This window comes from Pantoea sp. NGS-ED-1003 (assembly GCF_000738765.1).
GTDB classification, from domain to species: domain Bacteria; phylum Pseudomonadota; class Gammaproteobacteria; order Enterobacterales; family Enterobacteriaceae; genus Pantoea; species Pantoea septica.
On record NZ_JPQA01000006.1, the window covers coordinates 36,601 to 56,437 of the forward strand.

The 19,837-nt window shown below is 60.3% G+C and carries 20 protein-coding genes; 3 read left to right on the top strand and 17 right to left on the bottom strand.

Annotated features, from left to right (window positions below; translation table 11 throughout):
• Positions 1–59: 59 nt before the first annotated feature.
• The 11 genes from JS46_RS13395 to cysG all read right to left on the bottom strand — a co-directional run bounded on the left by JS46_RS13395 (position 60) and on the right by cysG (position 8,908).
• The gene (locus tag JS46_RS13395) at positions 60–686 is read right to left on the bottom strand and encodes a protein-L-isoaspartate(D-aspartate) O-methyltransferase (RefSeq protein WP_033752075.1); all 627 of its coding nucleotides are present in this window, start codon (positions 684–686) and stop codon (positions 60–62) included.
• Positions 680–1,441, bottom strand: coding sequence for a 5'/3'-nucleotidase SurE (surE, locus tag JS46_RS13400; protein WP_033752078.1), 762 nt, complete (start codon positions 1,439–1,441; stop codon positions 680–682). The genes JS46_RS13395 and surE overlap by 7 nt, the downstream gene beginning before the upstream one ends.
• Positions 1,422–2,471 (bottom strand): tRNA pseudouridine(13) synthase TruD, encoded by a 1,050-nt coding sequence (gene truD, locus JS46_RS13405; RefSeq protein WP_033752081.1) that lies wholly within the window; start codon positions 2,469–2,471, stop codon positions 1,422–1,424. The genes surE and truD overlap by 20 nt, the downstream gene beginning before the upstream one ends.
• On the bottom strand, positions 2,468–2,950 hold the full coding sequence (gene ispF / locus JS46_RS13410; protein WP_033752536.1) for a 2-C-methyl-D-erythritol 2,4-cyclodiphosphate synthase: 483 nt from the start codon (positions 2,948–2,950) through the stop codon (positions 2,468–2,470). The genes truD and ispF overlap by 4 nt, the downstream gene beginning before the upstream one ends.
• The gene (gene ispD / locus JS46_RS13415; RefSeq protein WP_033752084.1) at positions 2,950–3,666 is read right to left on the bottom strand and encodes a 2-C-methyl-D-erythritol 4-phosphate cytidylyltransferase; all 717 of its coding nucleotides are present in this window, start codon (positions 3,664–3,666) and stop codon (positions 2,950–2,952) included. Before ispD ends, ispF begins: the two co-directional genes overlap by 1 nt.
• Positions 3,667–3,669: 3 nt before the next feature.
• Positions 3,670–3,984 (bottom strand): cell division protein FtsB, encoded by a 315-nt coding sequence (gene ftsB / locus JS46_RS13420; RefSeq protein ID WP_033752087.1) that lies wholly within the window; start codon positions 3,982–3,984, stop codon positions 3,670–3,672.
• 171 nt (positions 3,985–4,155) lie between these two features.
• The gene (locus tag JS46_RS13425; protein ID WP_033752090.1) at positions 4,156–4,476 is read right to left on the bottom strand and encodes a DUF3561 family protein; all 321 of its coding nucleotides are present in this window, start codon (positions 4,474–4,476) and stop codon (positions 4,156–4,158) included.
• 55 nt (positions 4,477–4,531) lie between these two features.
• Positions 4,532–5,137 carry an adenylyl-sulfate kinase gene (gene cysC, locus JS46_RS13430; protein WP_033752092.1) on the bottom strand — a complete coding sequence of 202 codons (606 nt, stop codon included), beginning with the start codon at positions 5,135–5,137 and terminating at the stop codon, positions 4,532–4,534.
• Entirely contained in the window at positions 5,137–6,564 is a 1,428-nt protein-coding gene (gene cysN / locus JS46_RS13435) for a sulfate adenylyltransferase subunit CysN (RefSeq protein WP_033752095.1), read from the bottom strand. Before cysN ends, cysC begins: the two co-directional genes overlap by 1 nt.
• A 10-nt stretch (positions 6,565–6,574) precedes the next feature.
• Entirely contained in the window at positions 6,575–7,483 is a 909-nt protein-coding gene (gene cysD, locus JS46_RS13440; RefSeq protein ID WP_033752098.1) for a sulfate adenylyltransferase subunit CysD, read from the bottom strand.
• 9 nt (positions 7,484–7,492) lie between these two features.
• Positions 7,493–8,908, bottom strand: coding sequence for a siroheme synthase CysG (gene cysG, locus JS46_RS13445; RefSeq protein WP_033752100.1), 1,416 nt, complete (start codon positions 8,906–8,908; stop codon positions 7,493–7,495).
• 254 nt (positions 8,909–9,162) lie between these two features.
• Between cysG and JS46_RS13450 the strand changes: the two genes are divergently transcribed.
• Positions 9,163–10,182, top strand: a complete 1,020-nt coding sequence (locus tag JS46_RS13450) for an aminopeptidase (RefSeq protein WP_033752102.1) — start codon at positions 9,163–9,165, stop codon at positions 10,180–10,182.
• Positions 10,183–10,255: 73 nt separating this feature from the next.
• On the opposite strand, the gene JS46_RS13455 is transcribed toward JS46_RS13450, so the two are convergent.
• Genes JS46_RS13455 through cysJ form a run of 3 tightly spaced genes read right to left on the bottom strand, consistent with a single transcriptional unit; the run spans position 10,256 to position 14,516 of the window.
• Positions 10,256–10,990, bottom strand: coding sequence for a phosphoadenylyl-sulfate reductase (locus tag JS46_RS13455; protein ID WP_033752105.1), 735 nt, complete (start codon positions 10,988–10,990; stop codon positions 10,256–10,258).
• The gene (gene cysI, locus JS46_RS13460) at positions 10,987–12,711 is read right to left on the bottom strand and encodes an assimilatory sulfite reductase (NADPH) hemoprotein subunit (RefSeq protein ID WP_033752108.1); all 1,725 of its coding nucleotides are present in this window, start codon (positions 12,709–12,711) and stop codon (positions 10,987–10,989) included. The genes JS46_RS13455 and cysI overlap by 4 nt, the downstream gene beginning before the upstream one ends.
• Entirely contained in the window at positions 12,711–14,516 is a 1,806-nt protein-coding gene (cysJ, locus tag JS46_RS13465) for an NADPH-dependent assimilatory sulfite reductase flavoprotein subunit (protein WP_033752111.1), read from the bottom strand. The genes cysI and cysJ overlap by 1 nt, the downstream gene beginning before the upstream one ends.
• A gap of 296 nt (positions 14,517–14,812) precedes the next feature.
• Between cysJ and queD the strand changes: the two genes are divergently transcribed.
• Together queD and JS46_RS13475 are read left to right on the top strand one after the other, a co-directional pair.
• A complete protein-coding gene (gene queD, locus JS46_RS13470) occupies positions 14,813–15,172 on the top strand; it encodes a 6-carboxytetrahydropterin synthase QueD (protein ID WP_033752114.1) in 360 nt (119 codons plus the stop codon).
• A gap of 129 nt (positions 15,173–15,301) precedes the next feature.
• Entirely contained in the window at positions 15,302–15,898 is a 597-nt protein-coding gene (locus JS46_RS13475) for an inorganic diphosphatase (RefSeq protein WP_033752117.1), read from the top strand.
• 39 nt (positions 15,899–15,937) lie between these two features.
• Here JS46_RS13475 and queE read toward each other — a convergent pair whose 3' ends face one another.
• The 3 genes from queE to pyrG form a co-directional block, all read right to left on the bottom strand.
• Positions 15,938–16,609 carry a 7-carboxy-7-deazaguanine synthase QueE gene (gene queE / locus JS46_RS13480; RefSeq protein WP_033752539.1) on the bottom strand — a complete coding sequence of 224 codons (672 nt, stop codon included), beginning with the start codon at positions 16,607–16,609 and terminating at the stop codon, positions 15,938–15,940.
• Between the two features lie 162 nt (positions 16,610–16,771).
• On the bottom strand, positions 16,772–18,070 hold the full coding sequence (gene eno, locus JS46_RS13485) for a phosphopyruvate hydratase (RefSeq protein WP_033752120.1): 1,299 nt from the start codon (positions 18,068–18,070) through the stop codon (positions 16,772–16,774).
• A 76-nt stretch (positions 18,071–18,146) separates the two neighbouring features.
• A complete protein-coding gene (pyrG, locus tag JS46_RS13490; RefSeq protein ID WP_033752123.1) occupies positions 18,147–19,784 on the bottom strand; it encodes a glutamine hydrolyzing CTP synthase in 1,638 nt (545 codons plus the stop codon).
• Between the last annotated feature and the right edge of the window lie 53 nt (positions 19,785–19,837).

Consider the following 19,837-nt stretch of genomic DNA (forward strand, 5'->3'; position numbering starts at 1 on the left):
TAACAAGATCAAAAGGATGGTGCTATGAAACAGTTGTGAAGAAATACGTAGGGTAAACCTCAGGCCAAATCGCCCTGAACCAGCGGAACGAACCGCACCGGCTCGATAGTTTCTTCCACAATGTCGCCACCCTGGCGGCGCAGACGCTTCAGCACCTGCTGATCCTCCCCCACCGGCAGCACCATAATGCCGCCCTCGTCGAGCTGCGCAATCAGCGCAGTCGGAATTTCCGGCGGCGCGGCGGTGACGATGATGGCGTCGAAAGGACCGCGTGCGGGCCAGCCCTGCCAGCCGTCGCCGTGGCGCGTCGAAACGTTATGCAGGTCGAGCTGTTTGAGGCGGCGTTTTGCCTGCCACTGCAGCCCTTTAATGCGTTCGACGGAGTAAACGTGATCCACCAGATGGGCCAGAATGGCGGTCTGATAGCCGGAACCGGTGCCGATCTCCAGCACGCGCGAATGGGGTTGCAACTCCAGCAGCGCGGTCATGCGCGCCACCATATAGGGCTGCGAAATCGTCTGCCCGGAACCGATGGGCAGCGCCACATTGTCCCAGGCTTTATGCTCGAAGGCTTCGTCGATAAAACGTTCGCGCGGCACGTCCGCAATGGCCTTTAACAGGATCTCATCGTGGATGCCCTGCTGGCGTAGCTGCTCCAGCAACGCTTCGATACGCCGGTTCACCATACGAGACTGACCTCCGCCTTCTCCAGCCAGTCAATCAGCACATCCTGCGCGCCGTGCGCGGTGAGGTCGACATGCAGAGCGGTCACGGAGACATAGCCCTGATCCACGGCGGCGAAATCGGTATCCGGGCCGGCATCGAACTTTTCGCCCGGCGGTCCAATCCAGTAGAGCGTGTTGCCGCGCGGATCCTGCTGCGCGATAACCTGATCGGCGGGATGACGGCTGCCGCAGCGCGTCACGCGAATGCCTTTGATCTCTTCCAGCGGCAGATCCGGCACGTTGATATTGAGAATACGTCCGGTGCGCAGCGGTTCGCGCGTCAGCGCCTGCAGCAGCGCGCAGGTGACCGCCGCCGCCGTATCGTAATGCTGATGCCCGTTGAGCGATACCGCCAGCGCGGGCAGCCCGAGATGACGCCCTTCCATCGCCGCCGCCACGGTGCCAGAGTAGATAACGTCGTCGCCCAGATTGGGGCCGGCGTTAATGCCGGAAACCACGATATCCGGTCGCGGCTGCATCAACGCGTTGACGCCGAGGTAGACGCAGTCGGTCGGCGTGCCCATCTGCACGGCGATGTCGCCGTTTTCATGGGTAAAGGTGCGCAGCGGCGTCTCCAGCGTCAGGGAGTTGGAGGCGCCGCTGCGGTTGCGGTCAGGCGCGACCACCTGCACCTCGGCGATATGGCGCAGCGCCTTTGCCAGCGTCTGAATGCCCGGCGCATGAATTCCGTCGTCATTACTCAGCAATATCCGCATCGTCACCTTCCTGTTGCAGAAGTTCCCGAATCACGCTGGTGGCGAAACTGCCTGCCGGCAGCCAGAACTGCATTTCCAGCGTGACGTCGTCCCACCAGCTCCAGCGCAGATCGCGCGGCACCACCAGCATCGCGCGCCGCGCCGCATCCACTCGCTCTCGCTCAAGCAGTGTAACCAATTCTGCTCCGCCCGCCAGAGATTGCTGCTCAAAGGCGAGCGCCTCCGCTTGAGGGCCCGGCTCGCCGCGTCCCGGCAGCGGCGCAGTAATGCGCAGTTCATGCTGATCGACGCGGGTTTGCAGCTCGCTCAGCTCGTCCGCCTGCGCGACAAACCAGCTGCCGCGGCCGGTAAGCTGCAGCGCATCGCCCTCTATCACCTGCGTCAGCGATCCCTGCTGCTGCAGGCGCGCGCTGGTAACCTGATTAAACAGCGCGCTACGCGCCGCCGAGAGGATCAGGCTGCGCTTGTTGCGATCGCGCAGGCTGATTTCGCTACGCGCCCACTGCTGCGCCATGGTCAGGTTATTGCCGCCGCGGCCAAAGCGCTGCGTGCCGAAGTAGTTGGGAGCGCCGGCGTCGCGGATCAGCGCCAGGCGCGATTCCACCGCGTCGCGATCGCTGATGTGGCGCACCACGAGACGAAAGGCGTTGCCCGCCAGCGCCCCGACGCGCAGCTTACGCTTGTGGCGTGTCGCCTCGAGAATGTCGACCCCTTCCAGCGAAAAGCCGCTCAGATCGGGCATCGCATTGCCCGGAATACGGAAACAGAGCGTCTGCTCGGTCACCGCATGGCGGTCTTTCATTCCTGCATAGCTCATATCGCGCTGATGCACGCCGAGGAACTTCGCCAGCGCTTCCGCCACAAAACGGGTATTAGCGCCGGTTTTACGAATGCGCACCAGCAGATGCTCCCCTTCGCCGTCGGCGCCGTAACCAAGATCCTCCACCACCACGAAATCTTCGGGGTTCGCTTTGATCATGCCGCGCGCGGTCGGCTTGCCGTGCAGAAAAGCCTGGTTCTCCAGCGTCATGCCGCATCCGCCTTCAGCAGCAGCGCGACCGCTTCGCAGGCGATGCCTTCGCCGCGCCCGGTAAAGCCCAGCTTCTCGGTAGTGGTCGCTTTGACGTTGACCTGATCCATATGGCAGCCCAGATCTTCAGCGATATTGACGCGCATCTGCGGCACATGGGGCAGCATTTTCGGCGCCTGAGCGATGATAGTGACGTCGACGTTGCCGATGCGGTAGCCCTTTGCCGCGATGCGTCGCCAGGCTTCGCGCAGCAGGCCGCGGCTGTCCGCGCCCTTATAGGCGGGATCGGTATCGGGAAACAGCTTGCCGATATCGCCCATCGCCACCGCGCCAAGCAGCGCGTCGGTCAGCGCATGCAGCGCCACGTCGCCGTCGGAATGGGCGAGGAAACCCTGTTCAAACGGGATCCGCACGCCGCCAATCACCAGCGGACCTTCGCCGCCGAAAGCGTGAACGTCAAAACCGTGACCGATACGCATCATGCGCTCTCCTTTAACTGAATCTGGGTTAAGTAAAATGCCGCCAGCGCCAAATCTTCCGGCCGGGTGACTTTGATGTTATCACTGCGTCCGCTGACCAGCAGCGGATGATAGCCGCAATATTCGAGCGCAGAGGCTTCGTCGGTAATAGTCGCGCCTTCCGCCAGCGCGCGCGTCAGGCAGGCGGTCAGCAGCTGGTGAGGAAAAAACTGCGGCGTCAGCGCGTGCCAGAGATCTTCGCGCTCGACGGTATGCGCTACGGCGGCGACGCCCGGCTCGCCGCGCTTCATGGTGTCGCGCACCGGCGCTGCCAGAATGCCGCCGACGCGGCTGGTTTCCCGCACCTGCAGCAGACGCGCAAGATCGTCAGGGTGCAGGCAAGGACGCGCCGCGTCGTGCACCAGCACCCAGCCTGCGCCCTGCGCGGCGCGTAGCCCCGCCAGCACCGACTCCGCGCGCGTTTCGCCGCCCGTCACGCTGAGCACGCGCGGATCCCGCGCCAGCGGCAGCGACGCGAACTGCGCGTCGTCCGGGCTAAGCGCGACGATGACCTGTTTGATAGCGGGATGGGAAAACAGACGTGCGATGCTGTGTTCCAGAAGCGTCTGCTGACCGATGGTCAGATACTGCTTAGGACAAGTCGCCTGCATCCGGCTGCCGATACCGGCAGCGGGCACCACGGCGATCACCTCCGCAGGGAGAGAGTGCATGTTCATGAGTTATCGTTGTTGGTTTTGCGCAGCCTGCGCGTTGCGTTTGTTCTGATCCGGCACCAGACGATAGAAGGTCTCACCGGGCTTAATCATGCCCAGCTCATTGCGTGCGCGTTCCTCGATCGCTTCCGAGCCGCCATTGAGATCGTCAATTTCGGCAAACAGCTGATCGTTACGCGCTTTAAGTTTGGCGTTGTTCGCCTGTTGCACCGCGACGTCGTCATTGACGCGCGTATAGTCGTGAATACCGTTTTTGCCCAGCCACAGCGAATATTGCAGCCAGCCGAGCAGCACCAGTAGCAGTAACGTCAGTTTTCCCATCCCCGCCCCCTGAAAAACGGCTCAATCATCCCATAACTTGGTGCAGGACTCCACTCCAGCGGTGAAAATGGCCCGCTTTACCGGCTGTCTGCGCAAATTCTGATTAGGATGGCAAGAAAGGAGACAGGTAAAGTTTTGTAACCTGCCGACGCGTTTCCACATCGGCAGGCGTCACCAGCCGGATAAAAAAGAGAAGAGCAGCCAGAAAAGGCAGACCACCACTATCGCCGTAGCGGGCGTCGTCCAGAGCAGCCTGCCGCGCAGCGCCATGCTGAAAATGATGCCGATCAGCACCGATACCGGCAGCAGCGCCAGGAAAAAGGGCCAGGTATAGAGGAAGAAGAAAAGCGTATTGGAACCGTACAACAGGAAGGGGATCGCCAGCGCGCACCAGTATGAGAGAAAGCCGATGATGCCGCCCGGCAGCGACGAGCGCGGCTCGTCCGGGATGCTTTCATCTTTGCGGGCCAGCATAGGAGTAACGTTCTGCATAGAGATCCTGTTGACGCGAAGGCGGCAAATCAACCTCGATTTGCCGCTTGTCTGTTCAGGATTCGATGATATCGCGGTGGCGCAGCAGGTCTAACAATTGGCCGGTCAGTTTTGTAACCAATTGTTCGCCCGCTAAGCGTATTTCCGGCTGCTCCGGCGCCTCGTAGACGCTGTCGATGCCGGTAAAATTACGCAGCTCGCCCGCGCGCGCTTTTTTATATAACCCTTTGGGATCGCGCGCTTCGCACACCGCCAGCGGGGTATCGACGAAGATCTCGATAAAGCGCCCTTCCGGCAGCATATCGCGCACCATCTGACGCTCGGCGCGATGCGGCGAGATAAAGGCGGTGAGCACCACCAGTCCCGCATCCACCATCAGCTTCGCCACTTCGCCGACGCGGCGGATGTTCTCTTTGCGATCCGCGTCGCTGAAGCCCAGATCGCGACAGAGGCCGTGACGCACGTTATCGCCGTCGAGCAGATAGGTGCTGACGCCGAGCGGATGCAGCGCCTGCTCCAGCGCGCCGGCCACCGTCGATTTGCCGGAGCCGGAGAGGCCGGTAAACCACAGCACCGCCCCCTGATGGCCGTGCTGCCGCTCGCGCGCCTCGCGCGTCACCGGATGATCGTGCCACACCACGTTTTCATCGTGCTGCGCCATTACTCACCGCCCAGCAGATCGCGCGCGTTCCAGTGCGGGAAGTGGCGGCGGATCAGCGCATTCAGCTCCAGCTCGAACTCGCTGAACTGGCCTGCCTGGCGCGCCGCGCCGCTCAGCGGCTGATGGATCATGCCAGCCCCCACGGTGACGTTGCTCAGGCGATCGATAAAGATCATGCCGCCCGTCACCGGGTTCTGCTGGTATTTATCCAGCACCATAGGTTCGTCGAAGGTCACTTCCACCAGGCCGATGCCGTTCAGCGGCAGCGTTTCGGCGGCGCGCTTCTCCAGCGTGTTGATCTCAACCTGATGAATCACCTTCTCCACGCGGCCGCGCGCCTTCTTGCCGGCGATTTTAATATCGTAGCTCTGGCCCGGCTGCAGCGGCTGCTCCGCCATCCATACCACGTCGACGGTGGCGGACTGCACCGCCTCCAGCTCGGCGTCGCTGTCGACCAGCAGATCGCCGCGGCTGATATCGATCTCGTCGTTCAGCACCAGAGTAATGGCTTCGCCCGCGCCCGCTTCCTGCAGGTCGCCGTCAAAGGTAACGATGCGCGCCACGGTGGACTCCACGCCCGACGGCAGCACCTTCACGCGCTGGCCGACCCGCACCGCGCCAGAGGCGAGCGTACCCGCATAGCCGCGGAAATCCAGGTTCGGACGGTTAACATACTGCACCGGGAAGCGCATCGGCTGCTGATCCACCACGCGCTTCACCTCGACGGTCTCCAGCACGTCGAGCAGCGTCGGACCGCTGTACCACGGCATGGTCTGGCTCGGCGTGGCGACGTTGTCGCCCTCCAGCGCTGACATCGGCACGAAGCGAATATCCAGGTCTTCCGGCAGCTGCGCCGCAAAGTCGAGGTAATCCTGTTTAATTTGCTCGTAGGTCTCCTGGCGATACTCCACCAGGTCCATTTTGTTGATCGCCACCACCAGATGCTTAATGCCCAGCAGCGTCGAGATAAAGCTGTGGCGTCGAGTCTGATCCAGCACGCCTTTGCGCGCGTCGATCAGCAGAATCGCCAGATCGCAGGTCGAAGCGCCGGTCGCCATGTTGCGGGTGTACTGCTCGTGTCCCGGCGTGTCGGCGATAATAAATTTACGCTTCTCGGTGGAGAAATAGCGGTAAGCCACGTCGATGGTGATGCCCTGCTCGCGCTCCGCCTGCAGCCCGTCCACCAGCAGCGCCAGGTCGAGCTTCTCGCCCTGAGTGCCGTGACGCTTGCTGTCGTTGTGCAGCGAGGAGAGCTGATCTTCATAGATCTGACGCGTATCGTGCAGCAGGCGGCCGATCAGCGTGCTTTTGCCGTCGTCGACGCTGCCGCAGGTGAGAAAACGCAGCAGACTTTTATGCTGTTGCGCGGTCAGCCAGGCTTCCACGCCGCCCTGATCGGCAATCTGTTGTGCAATAACGGTATTCATCTGCGTCTCCTTAGAAATAACCCTGACGTTTTTTCAGTTCCATCGAACCGGACTGATCGCGGTCAATCACGCGGCCCTGACGTTCGCTGGTGGTAGAGACCAGCATCTCTTCGATAATTTCCGGCAGCGTCTGCGCCTCGGATTCCACCGCGCCGGTAAGCGGCCAGCAGCCCAGGGTGCGGAAGCGCACCATACGCTGCTTGATCACTTCGCCAGGCTGCAAATCGATACGGTCGTCATCCACCATCATCAGCATGCCGTCGCGCTCCAGCACCGGGCGCGGCGCGGCGAGATAGAGCGGCACGATTTCGATGTTTTCCAGGAAGATATACTGCCAGATATCGAGTTCGGTCCAGTTCGACAGCGGGAAGACGCGAATGCTTTCGCCCTTGTTGATCTGGCCGTTGTAGTTATGCCACAGCTCCGGGCGCTGGTTTTTTGGATCCCAGCGGTGGAAACGATCGCGGAAAGAGTAGATACGCTCTTTGGCGCGCGACTTCTCTTCGTCGCGGCGCGCGCCGCCGAACGCGGCGTCAAAGCCATATTTGTTCAGCGCCTGCTTCAGCCCTTCGGTTTTCATGATATCGGTGTGCTTGGCGCTGCCGTGCACGAAGGGATTGATGCCCATCGCCACGCCTTCCGGATTGCGGTGAACCAGCAGCTCGGCGCCCATCTCTTTCACGGTGCGATCGCGAAAGGCGTACATCTCGCGAAATTTCCAGCCGGTATCGACGTGCAGCAGCGGAAACGGCAGCGTGCCTGGATAGAAGGCTTTACGCGCCAGATGCAGCATCACCGACGAATCTTTGCCGATGGAGTACATCATGACCGGATTGCCGAACTCCGCTGCGACCTCGCGGATGATATGAATGCTTTCCGCCTCTAACTGACGCAGATGAGTGAGTCTTTTTTGATCCATGATTTTTCCTCAAGCCAGTGTGACAACGGCGGACTCGCGGGTCGCCTGCTGTGCAGAATGTTGAAACCACGCCAGCTGCTCGTGCAGCTTCACCACTTCCCCGATCACCAGCAGCGCTGGCGTCGGCGCGGCGGCAGCCAGCGTCTCAAGGTGTTCCAGCGTGCCGGTCAGTACCTGCTGATCCTGCCGCGTGCCGCGGCCAATCACCGCAACCGGCGTCGCGGGATCGCGGCCGTGACGTATCAGCCCTTCGCTAATCGCCGCTGCCTTTACCGTGCCCATATAGATCGCCAGCGTCTGACGTGCGCGCGCCAGCGACGGCCAGTCGATGTCGTCGCCGTCGGCGCGACAGTGACCGGTAATAAACAGCACGCTCTGCGCGTGATCGCGGTGCGTCAGCGGAATACCGGCGTAGGCGGTAGCGCCTGCTGCCGCCGTCACGCCGGGCACCACCTGAAACGGGATCCCCGCCTCCTGCGCCGCCTGTAGCTCTTCGCCGCCGCGGCCGAAGATAAAGGGATCGCCCCCTTTCAGGCGTACCACGCGTTTGCCTTTGCGCGCCAGCTCCACCAACAGGCGATTGGTCTCTTCCTGCGGCACCGAGTGCGCGCCGGCGCGTTTGCCGACGCAGATGCGGTCGGCGTCGCGGCGCACCAGATCCAGCACTTCGTCGCTGACCAGATGGTCGTAAAGCACGACGTCCGCCAGCTGCATCACCTGCAGGCCGCGCAGCGTCAGCAGGCCGCTGTCGCCGGGTCCGGCGCCGACCAGAATGATCTCGCCTGCGCGGTTCGGTTCTTCATTGAGCTCGCGCGTCAGCGTGCGCGTCGCCTCGTCCACGTTGCCCGCCGACATCTGGCTGGCGAACAGGCCGTTAAAGGCGCGCTCCCAGAAGCGACGGCGATCGGACATGCGGCTAAAACGCTGTTTTACGCGGTCGCGAAACCCGCCCGCGACCTCCGCCATCTGCCCCAGGCTGGCGGGCAGCAGCGCCTCCAGCTTTTCGCGCAGCATACGCGCCAGCACCGGCGCGGTGCCGCTGGAGGAGATAGCGACCACCAGCGGAGAGCGGTCCACGATAGAGGGGAAGATAAAGCTGCACTTCGGCTGGTCGTCTACCACGTTGACCAGTCGGTGACGGGCGTTGGCCTCGTCGTAAACCTGGCGGTTGAGCAGGTTATCGTCGGTCGCGGCGATAGCGAGAAAAACCGCGTCGAGCTGCGCCGGCTCGAATGCCGTCGCCAGCCATTCGATCTGCTGTTCCTGATGCAGCGCCTGAAGTTCAGGGCAGAGCTCGCGCGACACCACGCGCACCTGCGCGGAAGCGCGACGCAGCAGTTCGATTTTGCGCGCCGCGACGTCGCCGCCGCCGACGACCAGCACCGGACGACCTTTGAGATCGGCGAAAAGAGGCAAATAGTCCACGATAACCCTGGCGTTGTAACCGTAATTTAACGCGACTATACGTTGCGCCCTTCTGGCAGATGAAATTACGAATTGGAATGAGTAGTTACCGAATGGAATAACGCGCCAGGCAAGCTCATAACAAAATGTGCTTAACGAATGATCTGGCAAGGCTTTCAGAGCGAATCAAATTGTTTAATGGCGATCACAGTTTCATACTGGAGAGCGAAAAAATTTTGGCTTTTCGTCACAGGATGACCCACAAGGAACACCGCATGTTTGCCCTTCTCCGCCTGACCGCGCTGGCTGCGCTGTTGAATTGCGGTTTCGCTCTGCACGCCCAGGCCGCCAGCGTTGCGCCGGGGGCATTTGCCGAGCAGCAGCTTCGTCACATCGCCACTTACTTCCCTGGCCGCATGAGCGGCAGCCCGGCCGAAATGATGACCGCCGACTACCTGCAGCAGCAGTTTACCGCGCTCGGTTTTCAGAGTAATACCCGCCAGTTCAATACCGGCTACCGCTGGCGCGAAACCAATGGCGATCTGCGCTGGCATAAAGTGACGGCGACCTCGGTGATCGCCGCTCGCGCCGGCAGCGCGCCGCAGGAGATCCTGATTGTGGCGCATCTCGACACCTGGACGCCGCTCAGCAGCAGCGATGCCGAGCATAACCTTGGCGGCCTGCGTCTGCAGGGCGTCGACGACAACGCGTCAGGGCTGGGCGTGATGCTGGAGCTGGCGCAGCAGCTGAGCCGCCGGCCGCTACATTACGGCGTGCGCTTCGTGGCGCTGAGCGCAGGCGAAACCGCGCTGGGCGGCATGCAGGATTACGTGGCGCGCATGAGCGAGAAAGAGAAAAAGAACACGCTGCTGGTAGTGGATCTCAACAGCCTGATCGCCGGCGACCATCTCTATTTCAACAGCGGCAGCAATACGCCGCGCGCGGTGCGCAAGCAGACCAGCGAGCGCGCGCTGCGCCTCGCGCAGCAGCTCGGCATTCCCGCCGCTAGCCATCAGATGACCGCGCGCGACTATAACGCTGCCAACGCGTTCGATCAGGCGGGTTTTCCGCTGCTGGACGTGACGGCGAGCAACTGGGCGCTGGGCGGCAAAGACGGCGCGCAGCAGCGCAGCCGCTCGAAGCATTTCCCGGACGGCACTACGCGCCATCAGACCGATCGCGATAACCTCAGCTATCTCGATCGCTGGCTGCCGGGCCGTATTTCCCTGCGCACGCGCGACAGCGTGAAGGTGCTGCTGCCGCTGCTGGGCGAGTTGACCAATCCGAAAGTGTAACTGAGTAGTGATATCAGAGGGGATGATGCGGGGGCGCGCTGCCCGGGGTAAGTCAGGCAGCGCGCGCTAAGACTCAGCCTTCGTGCAGGCCGCACTCGCGCTTCAGGCCGAAGAAGCGCGTCTCCTCTTCCGCCATGCCGGGCTCCCATTTGCGCGTGGTGTGGGTATCGCCCACCGACAAATAGCCCTCATCCCACAGCGGATGGTATTTAAGGTTGTGCTGCTGCAGATAGTGATGAATCTGACGGTTGTCCCAGTCGATAATCGGCAGCACCTTGAACACGCCGCGCTGCACGCCGAGCACCGGCAGATTCGCACGACTGCCGGACTGATCGCGCCGCAGCCCGGCGAACCAGGTCTGCGCGCCCAGCGTCTGCAGCGCGCGGTTCATCGGCTCAACCTTGTTGATCTGGTTGTACTGCTCAATGCCTTCCACGCCCTGCTCCCACAGCTTGCCGTAGCGCGCTTCCTGCCAGGCTGCCGAGGTTTCGGCGCGAAACACCTGCAGATTCAGGCCCAGCTGATCCGTCAGCTGATCGATAAAACGGTAGGTTTCCGGGAAGAGATAGCCGGTATCGGTAAGGATCACCGGAATATCGGGCATCTGCCGCGTGACCAGATGCAGCGACACCGCCGCCTGAATGCCGAAACTTGACGAGAGCACAAAAGCGCCCGGCAGGTTTTCCAGCGTCCAGCTGACGCGCGCCTCCGCCGAGCTTTTCTCCAGCTGCGCGTTCACGGACGCCAGCGCCAGCGTGCGCTCGACTTTGTTCATTTCACCCAGTGCTGCGAGGTCGAACTGACTCATACTGTCTCCGAATCCCAGAAATCTCGTGCCGGATCGACGACCGGCTTGACGATACCTGCGCGGATCGCGAAGTCGCCGAAGCCCTCAGCGCCGTGACGCTCGCGCGCCCAGCGGCCCACCAGCTCGTCGATGCTGGCGAGGATCTCGCTTTCGGTGATGTTCTCGCGGTACATGCGCGGAATGCGCGTGCCGATGCGGTTGCCGCCGATATGCAGGTTGTAACGGCCCGGTGCTTTGCCCACCAGCCCGATTTCCGCCAGCATGGCACGGCCGCATCCGTTGGGACAACCGGTGACGCGTAGCACTATGTGCTCTTCGCCCACGCCGTGGCTATGCATGATCTCTTCGACTTTAGTGACAAAGGCGGGCAGAAAACGCTCCGCTTCCGCCATCGCCAGCGGGCAGGTCGGGAACGAGACGCACGCCATCGAATTTTCGCGCTGCGCGGTCACGCTCTCCATCAGGCCGTGTTCACGCGCAATCGCCTCGATTTTCGCCTTTTCGCTCTCCGGCACGCCGGCCACGATCAGGTTCTGGTTCGCCGTCAGGCGGAAGTCGCCCTGATGCACGCGCGCAATCGCCGCGATGCCGCTTTTCAGCGGACGGTCCGGGTAGTCGAGCAGGCGGCCGTTTTCGATAAACAGCGTCAGGTGCCACTTCTTGTCGATGCCCTTGATCCAGCCAATGCGATCGCCGCGGGTGGTGAACTCGTAAGGGCGAATCGGCTCGAAGGTCAGCCCGGCGCGCTTTTCGACTTCCGCTTTGAAGGTCTCGACGCCGACGCGCTCCAGGGTATATTTGGTTTTGGCGTTTTTACGATCGGTGCGGTTGCCCCAGTCGCGCTGGGTGGTCACCACCGCAGCCGCGACCTCCAGCGTTTTTTCCAGCGGCAGATAGCCGAACTCGCTGGCGGTGCGCGCATAGGTCGCTTTGTTGCCGTGCTCGATCGACAAGCCGCCGCCGACCAGCAAGTTAAAGCCGATTAGCCTGCCCTTCTCCGCCACCGCGATAAAGTTCAGGTCGTTGGCGTGCAGATCGACGTCGTTGTGCGGCGGGATCACCACCGTGGTTTTAAACTTACGCGGCAGATAGGTCTCGCCGAGGATCGGCTCCTCATCCGTGGTCGCAACCTTCTCTTTATCCCACCAGATTTCTGCGTAGGCGCGGGTGCGCGGCAGCAGATGCTCGGAGATTTTCTTCGCCCACTCGTAGGCTTCCTGATGCAGCTCCGACTCGACCGGGTTTGAGGTGCAGAGCACGTTGCGGTTGACGTCGTTAGCGGTCGCCAGCGCGTCGAGCCCGACTTCGTGCAGCATCTGGTGCGAAGGCTTGACGTTCTTCTTCAGAATGCCGTGGAACTGAAAGGTCTGGCGGTTAGTCAGGCGAATGCTGCCGTACAGCGTTTTTTCGGTGGCGAATTTATCGATCGCCAGCCACTGCGTCGGCGTGATGATACCGCCAGGCAGACGGCAGCGCAGCATCATAGCGTGACGCGGCTCCAGCTTCTGCTCGGCGCGCTCGGCGCGAATGTCGCGATCGTCCTGCTGGTACATGCCGTGGAAACGGATCAGCAGGAAATTATCGCCGTTAAAGCCGCCGGTCAGGCCATCATCCAGATCCTCCAGAATGGTGCCGCGTAAATAGTTGCTCTCTTTTTTAAGACGCTCGGCGTCGACCAGCTTGCCTTCAACGACCAGCGGTCCGGGGTGTTTTTCGCTCATTAGTAAACGTCTCGCTGATAGCGGCGCTCAATGCGCAGCTCGCTTAAAAATTCGTCGGCCGTTTCACGATCCATTGCCCCGTGTTCGACCACCACATCCAGCAGTGCCTGCTCGACATCCTTCGCCATACGGTTGGCGTCGCCGCAGACATAAATATGCGCGCCCTCTTCGATCCAGCGCCACACTTCCGCCCCTTTGGCGCGGATTTTGTCCTGCACGTAGACTTTCTGCTCCTGGTCGCGTGACCAGGCGAGATCGATATGGGTCAGCAGGCCATCTTTTACATACTGCTGCCACTCAACCTGATAGAGAAAATCCTCGGTGAAGTGCGGATTGCCGAAGAAGAGCCAGTTTTTGCCGCCAGCGCCGTCGTTGTCGCGCTGCTGCATAAAGGCGCGGAACGGCGCGATGCCGGTACCCGGACCAATCATAATGACCGGCGCGTCGGGACTGGCGGGCAGACGGAAGTTATCGTTATGCTCGATAAAGACGCGAATTTCCGCATCCTCTTCCAGGCGGTCAGCCAGATAGCTGGAGGCGCCGCCCGCGCGCGCGCGGCCGTCGATATCGAAGCGCACCGCGCCGACGGTGATATGGACTTCGGTTTCATTCTCCGCCTGCGACGAGGCGATAGAGTAGAGGCGCGGCGTCAGCGGACGCAGCAGCGTCGTCAGCTGTTCGGCGTTGAGTTCGGTCGGTGCGTTACGCACCATATCGACGATCGGGAAGGTCTGCGCGTAGTGCTGCAGCTTCGCCTTATCGCCCACCAGCGCCAGCAGCGCGTCGTTGCGCGACAGCGCGGCGTACTGCTCAACGATCTGCGCGGTGTTTACCGTCAGCTCAAAGCGTTTTTGCAGCGCGTCGCTAAGCGGCAGGGTTTCGTTGTCGATCTGTACGGGCTCGTCGCCTTTCAGCCACAGCAGGCTCAGCAGCTCGGCGACCAGATCCGGGTCATTTTCATACCAGATGCCCAGCGCGTCGCCCGGCTGGTAACGTAAACCGGAGTCGCCCAGATCGATTTCGATATGACGCACGTCCTTGTCAGAATGACGGCCGGTAATTTTTTGGTTTACGGCAAAGCTGGCGGTCAGCGGCGCCTCTTTGGTGTAGGGGCTGCTGTGCACTTCATTGACGCTGCCGGTCGCGGTCGCCACTGCCTGCGCCGGCGTTTCGCTCGGCACGCGCTGTTTCAGCACCTCGACCAGCGCACGGCGCCAGCTGGCAGCCGCCTCGGCGAAATCGACGTCGGCGTCGACGCGATCCAGCAGGCGCTCTGCGCCCAGCTCCGCCAGGCGGCTGTCGAAGTCCTTGCCCGCTTTGCTAAAGAATTCGTAAGAGGTGTCGCCGAGGCCGAGCACCGCGAAAGCGGCGCCATCCAGCTTCGGCGCTTTCTTCGACATCAGGAATTTATGCAGCGCCACCGCCTCTTCCGGCGGATCGCCTTCACCCTGCGTGGAGGTCACCACCACCAGCAGCTTCTCCTGGCCAATCTGCTTGAACTTGTAATCGCCGGCGTTAACCAGCTTAACGTTCAGCTTCGCCGCCTGCAGATCGTCGCGCAGCTGCTCGGCGACGCGGCGCGCGTTGCCGGTTTGCGAAGCGGAAATCAGCGTAATCGCCGGGATCTCCGCCGCCGCTGGCGCGCTGGCCGCGACGCTGCCGGGCGTCTGATTGATCATTCCCCAGAAGTAGCCAGAGATCCACGCCAGCTGGGTGGGAGAAAAATCAGTCGTTGCCGCCTGTAAGCGCGCAAGTTGCTCCGGGTTGAGCGGGAGCAGAGAACCTGGGGGTGCCTGAGTCGTCATCGCGTTAAGAATTCCAGTATCCAGAGTCCGGACGGTAAAGTAGCAGGAAGAGTGGTAGGTTACCGGCCCGTATATTAACGATTAAATACAGCTTCGACATAATTAATAACCAAAATGACTAAGTGGTTTTTCAGGTAGGCATAATCAGTAAAACTGGTATATAAAGTGAATATTTATCAGTCAGTTAAAAGGGAGCGTTATTGCGCTGGCCGCGCAGATCCCTCTTTACAACGGTACGGATGCGAAAATTCCGTATTTCAGGTAGAATTCCTCGGTTTTTCAGCCTGAGAGCCATTATGTCTACCACATTGTTTAAAGAGTTCCAGTTCGAAGCCGCTCACCATTTGCCTAACGTCCCGGAAGGACACAAATGCGGTCGCCTGCATGGCCATTCGTTTCTGGTGCGACTGGAAATTACCGGCGAAGTGGACGCGCATACCGGCTGGGTGATGGACTTCGCCGAACTGAAAGCGGCGTTCAAGCCGCTGTATGAGCGCCTCGATCACCACTATCTGAATGAGATCGCCGGCCTTGAAAATCCTACCAGCGAAGTGCTGGCAAAGTGGATTTGGGATCAGATGAAGCCGCAGCTGCCTGAGCTGAGCGCGGTGATGATCAAAGAGACCTGCACGGCGGGCTGCGTCTATAAAGGATAAGTCCCGTCAGGGCTGTGGTCCGCACAGCCCGCCCTTTCCACCCTACGCTTCTTTACGCTTGGGTCATCTTTCTGTCATCTGACGTCTCTACGTTGTTCTCTCCTCTATTAAAGATCAAGAGAATCAACAATGAACCTGAAACGCCTTGCCGCCCTCGCGCTGCTTTTTACCGCCTCTGCCGCCGTACAGGCGCAAAACGTGCTCGACTTTCCCCAGCCGGACAACGTGCCGGACGAGTTCTACGCCGTGACCGAAATTCCCGCCGGCGGCACCATCAAATATGAGACCGATGCCAAAACTGGCTTTATCGTGGCGGACCGTTTTCAGTCGATGCCAGTGGCCTATCCAGCCAATTACGGATCCCTGACGCAGTCGCTGGGCGGCGATAACGATCCGCTCGACGTGATCTTCTATACCCGCGCGCCGCTGCAGCCGGGCACGCTAATCAAACTGCGCGCTATTGGCGTGCTGAAGATGATCGACGGCGGCGAAGTGGACGACAAGATCGTCGCGGTGCCGACCAGCAAAATCGATCCCACCTGGGACGATATTAAGAGCATGAGCGATCTGCCGAAGATGGAACAGGCGCGCCTCGAGGCCTTTTTCCGCGTTTATAAGCAACTGCCGGAGGGGCGCAAGAAGGTCGAGTTGAACGGATTTGAGAGCGCCGACGTGGCGAAGAGTGAGATCAAGAAGGCGTTTGACGCCTATAAAGCGAAGCAGTGACGCTAGCGGGCGGCGCGGCCGCCGCCCAGCTCTCTGCCGTCAGGCGATATTAAGATATTTATGAGTCTGCATCGATAAGCGCCAGTTGCGCGCGATACAGGTTTCAATACAAAGTTTCGTCGCCGCGTCTTTGCGGCTGATAGGCTGCAGCGCAATAATGCGCGCTTTGCTGTCGCTCAGCGTTGCCAGCAGTTCATCAAGCGCCTCTATGTCGCGCTCGCGCGCCACCGGATGCTTGATCTCATCCGCGCGCTGCAGCGCCTGCGCCAGCACGTCATAGCCGCCGCGCATATTCACCTTCGGCGATACCGTCACCCAGGTTTTCTCGGAGCAGTGCACTTCGTGCGTGCCGCTGGTTTCGATCTGGCACTGAAAACCCTGCGCTTCCAGCGCCGTGGTCAGCGGGCGCAGATCGTAAATCGACGGCTCGCCGCCGGTAATCACCACATGGCGCGCCGTCCAGCCTTGACGCTGGATAGTCTCAATCAGCAGCGCCGCATCGGCGTTGCCCCAGGCATCCGTTTCCACCGTTTTGACCAGAATATCGCCCAGCGCCGTTTCCCGATCGGCCAGCTTCTCCCAGGTATGTTTGGTATCACACCAGCTACAACCCACCGGACATCCCTGTAAGCGGATAAAGATGGCCGGAACGCCGGTATAAAATCCTTCTCCCTGCAGCGTCTGGAACATTTCATTAATCGGGTATTGCATTACGGACTCGCTAGAAAAAAACAGGGCGCTGATTATGGCAGATTTGCCGCGCAGCTCAACCACGCGATGTGCCTTTTCTCTGCGCCAGATAAAGCAAAAGCCCCGCGCAAGGCGGGGCTTTGATTCAGGCTTGTGCCGTCACGCGACGGCACCGGCAGGCGATTACGCCTGGCCTTTCACTTCTTTCAGACCGTTGAACGGCGCTTTTGAACCCAGCGCTTCTTCAATACGGATCAGCTGGTTGTACTTAGCGACGCGGTCAGAACGGCTCATAGAACCGGTTTTGATCTGGCCTGCTGCAGTACCGACCGCCAGGTCAGCGATGGTGGCGTCTTCGGTTTCACCTGAACGGTGTGAAATCACCGCGGTGTAGCCTGCGTCTTTCGCCATTTTGATCGCCGCCAGGGTTTCGGTCAGAGAACCGATCTGGTTGAACTTGATCAGGATGGAGTTAGCGATGCCTTTCTCGATGCCTTCTTTCAGGATCTTGGTGTTAGTCACGAACAGGTCGTCGCCCACCAGCTGGATTTTGTCGCCCAGCACTTTAGTCTGGTAAGCAAAGCCGTTCCAGTCTGACTCGTCCAGACCATCTTCGATAGAGACGATCGGGTACTGTTTGGTCAGATCTTCCAGGAAGTGCGTGAACTCTTCAGAGGTAAAGGCTTTGTTGCCTTCGCCAGCCAGCACGTATTTGCCGTCTTTGTAGAATTCAGACGCCGCGCAGTCCATCGCCAGGGTGATATCTTTGCCCAGCTCGTAGCCCGCCGCTTTTACCGCTTCCGCGATAACAGCCAGCGCTTCGGCGTTAGAACCCAGGTTCGGCGCGTAGCCGCCTTCGTCGCCAACAGCGGTGTTCAGGCCTTTAGACTTCAGCACTTTCGCCAGGTGATGGAACACTTCAGAACCCATGCGGATCGCTTCTTTCACCGTTGAAGCGCCAACCGGCTGGATCATGAATTCCTGGATGTCGACGTTGTTGTCGGCGTGCTCACCGCCGTTGATGATGTTCATCATCGGCAGCGGCATAGAGAATTTGCCCGGGGTGCCGTTCAGCTCAGCGATGTGCTCGTACAGCGGCTGACCTTTAGAGGCCGCTGCCGCTTTCGCCGCAGCCAGCGATACCGCCAGAATGGCGTTTGCGCCGAAGTTGGATTTGTTCTCAGTACCGTCCAGGTCGATCATGATCTTATCGATGTTCGCCTGATCTTTCGCGTCTTTGCCTTTTACCGCATCCGCAATCGGACCGTTAACCGCAGCAACTGCTTTAGTTACGCCTTTGCCCAGGAAACGAGATTTGTCGCCGTCGCGCAGCTCCAGCGCCTCGCGTGAACCGGTAGAAGCGCCTGACGGTGCCGCTGCCAGACCAACAAAACCACCTTCCAGATGTACTTCCGCTTCTACAGTTGGGTTGCCGCGGGAGTCGATGATTTCGCGACCGATGACTTTAACGATTTTGGCCATTACGATTTTCCTCAGTACAAGTTAGTCAATCCTAAGACAAACAACGCGCGAAAAGTTCGCGCGTTGCTCGTGAAACTTACTTCGCTAAACGCTTCTGGTGATCCTGCGCGGCCTTAACAAAGCCGGCGAACAGCGGATGACCGTCGCGCGGTGTTGACGTGAACTCCGGGTGGAACTGGCAAGCCACAAACCAGGGGTGGTTCGGGATCTCGATGATCTCGACCAGCTGGTCGTCGCCAGAACGTCCGGCAATGCGCAGCCCTGCGGCTTCAATCGGCTTCAGCAGCAGATTGTTGACTTCGTAGCGGTGGCGATGGCGCTCGACGATGGTGTCGGAACCGTACAGCTGACGGACTTTGCTGTCCGGCGTCAGCTGACACTGCTGGCTGCCAAGGCGCATGGTGCCGCCCAGGTCGCTGGTTTCCGTACGCTGTTCCACGTTGCCGTTTTCATCGCGCCATTCGGTGATCAACGCCACCACCGGATATTTACAGTCTGGCACAAATTCAGTGGAGTTGGCGCCTTCCATCCCGGCGACGTTGCGCGCGAACTCCATCAGCGCAACCTGCATGCCGAGGCAGATGCCCAGATAAGGCACGTTGTTTTCACGCGCGTACTGCGCGGTCATCAGCTTGCCTTCCACGCCGCGGTAGCCGAAGCCGCCGGGGATCAGAATCGCATCCAGATCTTTCAGAATTTCGACACCGCGCGTCTCGACGTCCTGCGAATCGATCAGCTTGATGTTGACCGTGACGCGATTTTTCAGGCCGCCGTGCTTCAGCGCTTCAATCACCGATTTGTACGCGTCCGGCAGTTCGACATATTTGCCGACCATGCCGATGGTCACTTCGCCGCCCGGATTGGCCTCTTCGTAGATCACCTGTTCCCATTCGGACAGGTTAGCTTCCGGCGCGTTCAGGTTGAAGCGCTTGCAGATATAGTCATCCAGACCCTGCGACTTCAGCAGGCCCGGGATTTTGTAGATGGAGTCGACATCTTTCAGCGAGATAACCGCTTTTTCCGGCACGTTACAGAACAGCGCAATCTTGGCGCGTTCGTTGGCGGGCACGGCGCGGTCGGAACGGCAGATCAGCACGTCCGGCTGGATGCCGATAGAGAGCAGCTCTTTAACGGAATGCTGGGTCGGCTTGGTTTTCACCTCGCCCGCCGCCGCCATATAAGGCACCAGCGTCAGGTGCATATACATGGTGTGCTCACGGCCAACGTCGACCGCCATCTGGCGAATCGCTTCCAGGAACGGCAGCGACTCGATATCGCCGACGGTGCCGCCGATCTCCACCAGAACGACGTCGTGACCTTCGCCACCTGCGATAATGCGTTCTTTAATGGCGTTAGTGATATGCGGGATAACCTGAATGGTCGCGCCGAGATAGTCGCCGCGGCGCTCTTTGCGCAGCACTTCAGAGTAGATACGACCCGTGGTGAAGTTGTTGCGGCGCGTCATTTTAGTGCGAATGAAGCGCTCGTAGTGACCCAAATCCAAATCGGTTTCGGCCCCGTCGTCGGTGACGAACACTTCACCGTGCTGGGTAGGGCTCATGGTGCCCGGATCGACGTTGATATAGGGATCCAGCTTCATGATGGTCACGTTGAGACCACGTGCTTCGAGAATGGCTGCGAGGGAGGCTGCGGCAATGCCTTTACCCAGAGAGGAAACGACCCCGCCGGTCACAAAAATATAATTCGTTGTCATGCTGAACCTGAGAGTTTAGGTTTAAAGACGGTGGAATAACCAGGACGGGAAAA

Excerpts from the sequence above, each read along its gene's own strand:
- pyrG (WP_033752123.1), bottom strand. The coding sequence starts at position 19,784 with ATGACAACGAATTATATTTTTGTGACCGGCGGGGTCGTTTCCTCTCTG.
- JS46_RS13425 (WP_033752090.1), bottom strand. The coding sequence starts at position 4,476 with ATGCAGAACGTTACTCCTATGCTGGCCCGCAAAGATGAAAGCATCCCG.
- eno (WP_033752120.1), bottom strand. The coding sequence starts at position 18,070 with ATGGCCAAAATCGTTAAAGTCATCGGTCGCGAAATCATCGACTCCCGC.
- ftsB (WP_033752087.1), bottom strand. The coding sequence starts at position 3,984 with ATGGGAAAACTGACGTTACTGCTACTGGTGCTGCTCGGCTGGCTGCAA.
- ispD (WP_033752084.1), bottom strand. The coding sequence starts at position 3,666 with ATGAACATGCACTCTCTCCCTGCGGAGGTGATCGCCGTGGTGCCCGCT.
- cysI (WP_033752108.1), bottom strand. The coding sequence starts at position 12,711 with ATGAGCGAAAAACACCCCGGACCGCTGGTCGTTGAAGGCAAGCTGGTC.
- JS46_RS13450 (WP_033752102.1), top strand. The coding sequence starts at position 9,163 with ATGTTTGCCCTTCTCCGCCTGACCGCGCTGGCTGCGCTGTTGAATTGC.
- JS46_RS13455 (WP_033752105.1), bottom strand. The coding sequence starts at position 10,990 with ATGAGTCAGTTCGACCTCGCAGCACTGGGTGAAATGAACAAAGTCGAG.
- cysD (WP_033752098.1), bottom strand. The coding sequence starts at position 7,483 with ATGGATCAAAAAAGACTCACTCATCTGCGTCAGTTAGAGGCGGAAAGC.
- surE (WP_033752078.1), bottom strand. The coding sequence starts at position 1,441 with ATGCGGATATTGCTGAGTAATGACGACGGAATTCATGCGCCGGGCATT.
- truD (WP_033752081.1), bottom strand. The coding sequence starts at position 2,471 with ATGACGCTGGAGAACCAGGCTTTTCTGCACGGCAAGCCGACCGCGCGC.
- ispF (WP_033752536.1), bottom strand. The coding sequence starts at position 2,950 with ATGCGTATCGGTCACGGTTTTGACGTTCACGCTTTCGGCGGCGAAGGT.
- JS46_RS13475 (WP_033752117.1), top strand. The coding sequence starts at position 15,302 with ATGAACCTGAAACGCCTTGCCGCCCTCGCGCTGCTTTTTACCGCCTCT.
- cysC (WP_033752092.1), bottom strand. The coding sequence starts at position 5,137 with ATGGCGCAGCACGATGAAAACGTGGTGTGGCACGATCATCCGGTGACG.
- queE (WP_033752539.1), bottom strand. The coding sequence starts at position 16,609 with ATGCAATACCCGATTAATGAAATGTTCCAGACGCTGCAGGGAGAAGGA.
- queD (WP_033752114.1), top strand. The coding sequence starts at position 14,813 with ATGTCTACCACATTGTTTAAAGAGTTCCAGTTCGAAGCCGCTCACCAT.
- cysN (WP_033752095.1), bottom strand. The coding sequence starts at position 6,564 with ATGAATACCGTTATTGCACAACAGATTGCCGATCAGGGCGGCGTGGAA.
- cysJ (WP_033752111.1), bottom strand. The coding sequence starts at position 14,516 with ATGACGACTCAGGCACCCCCAGGTTCTCTGCTCCCGCTCAACCCGGAG.
- JS46_RS13395 (WP_033752075.1), bottom strand. The coding sequence starts at position 686 with ATGGTGAACCGGCGTATCGAAGCGTTGCTGGAGCAGCTACGCCAGCAG.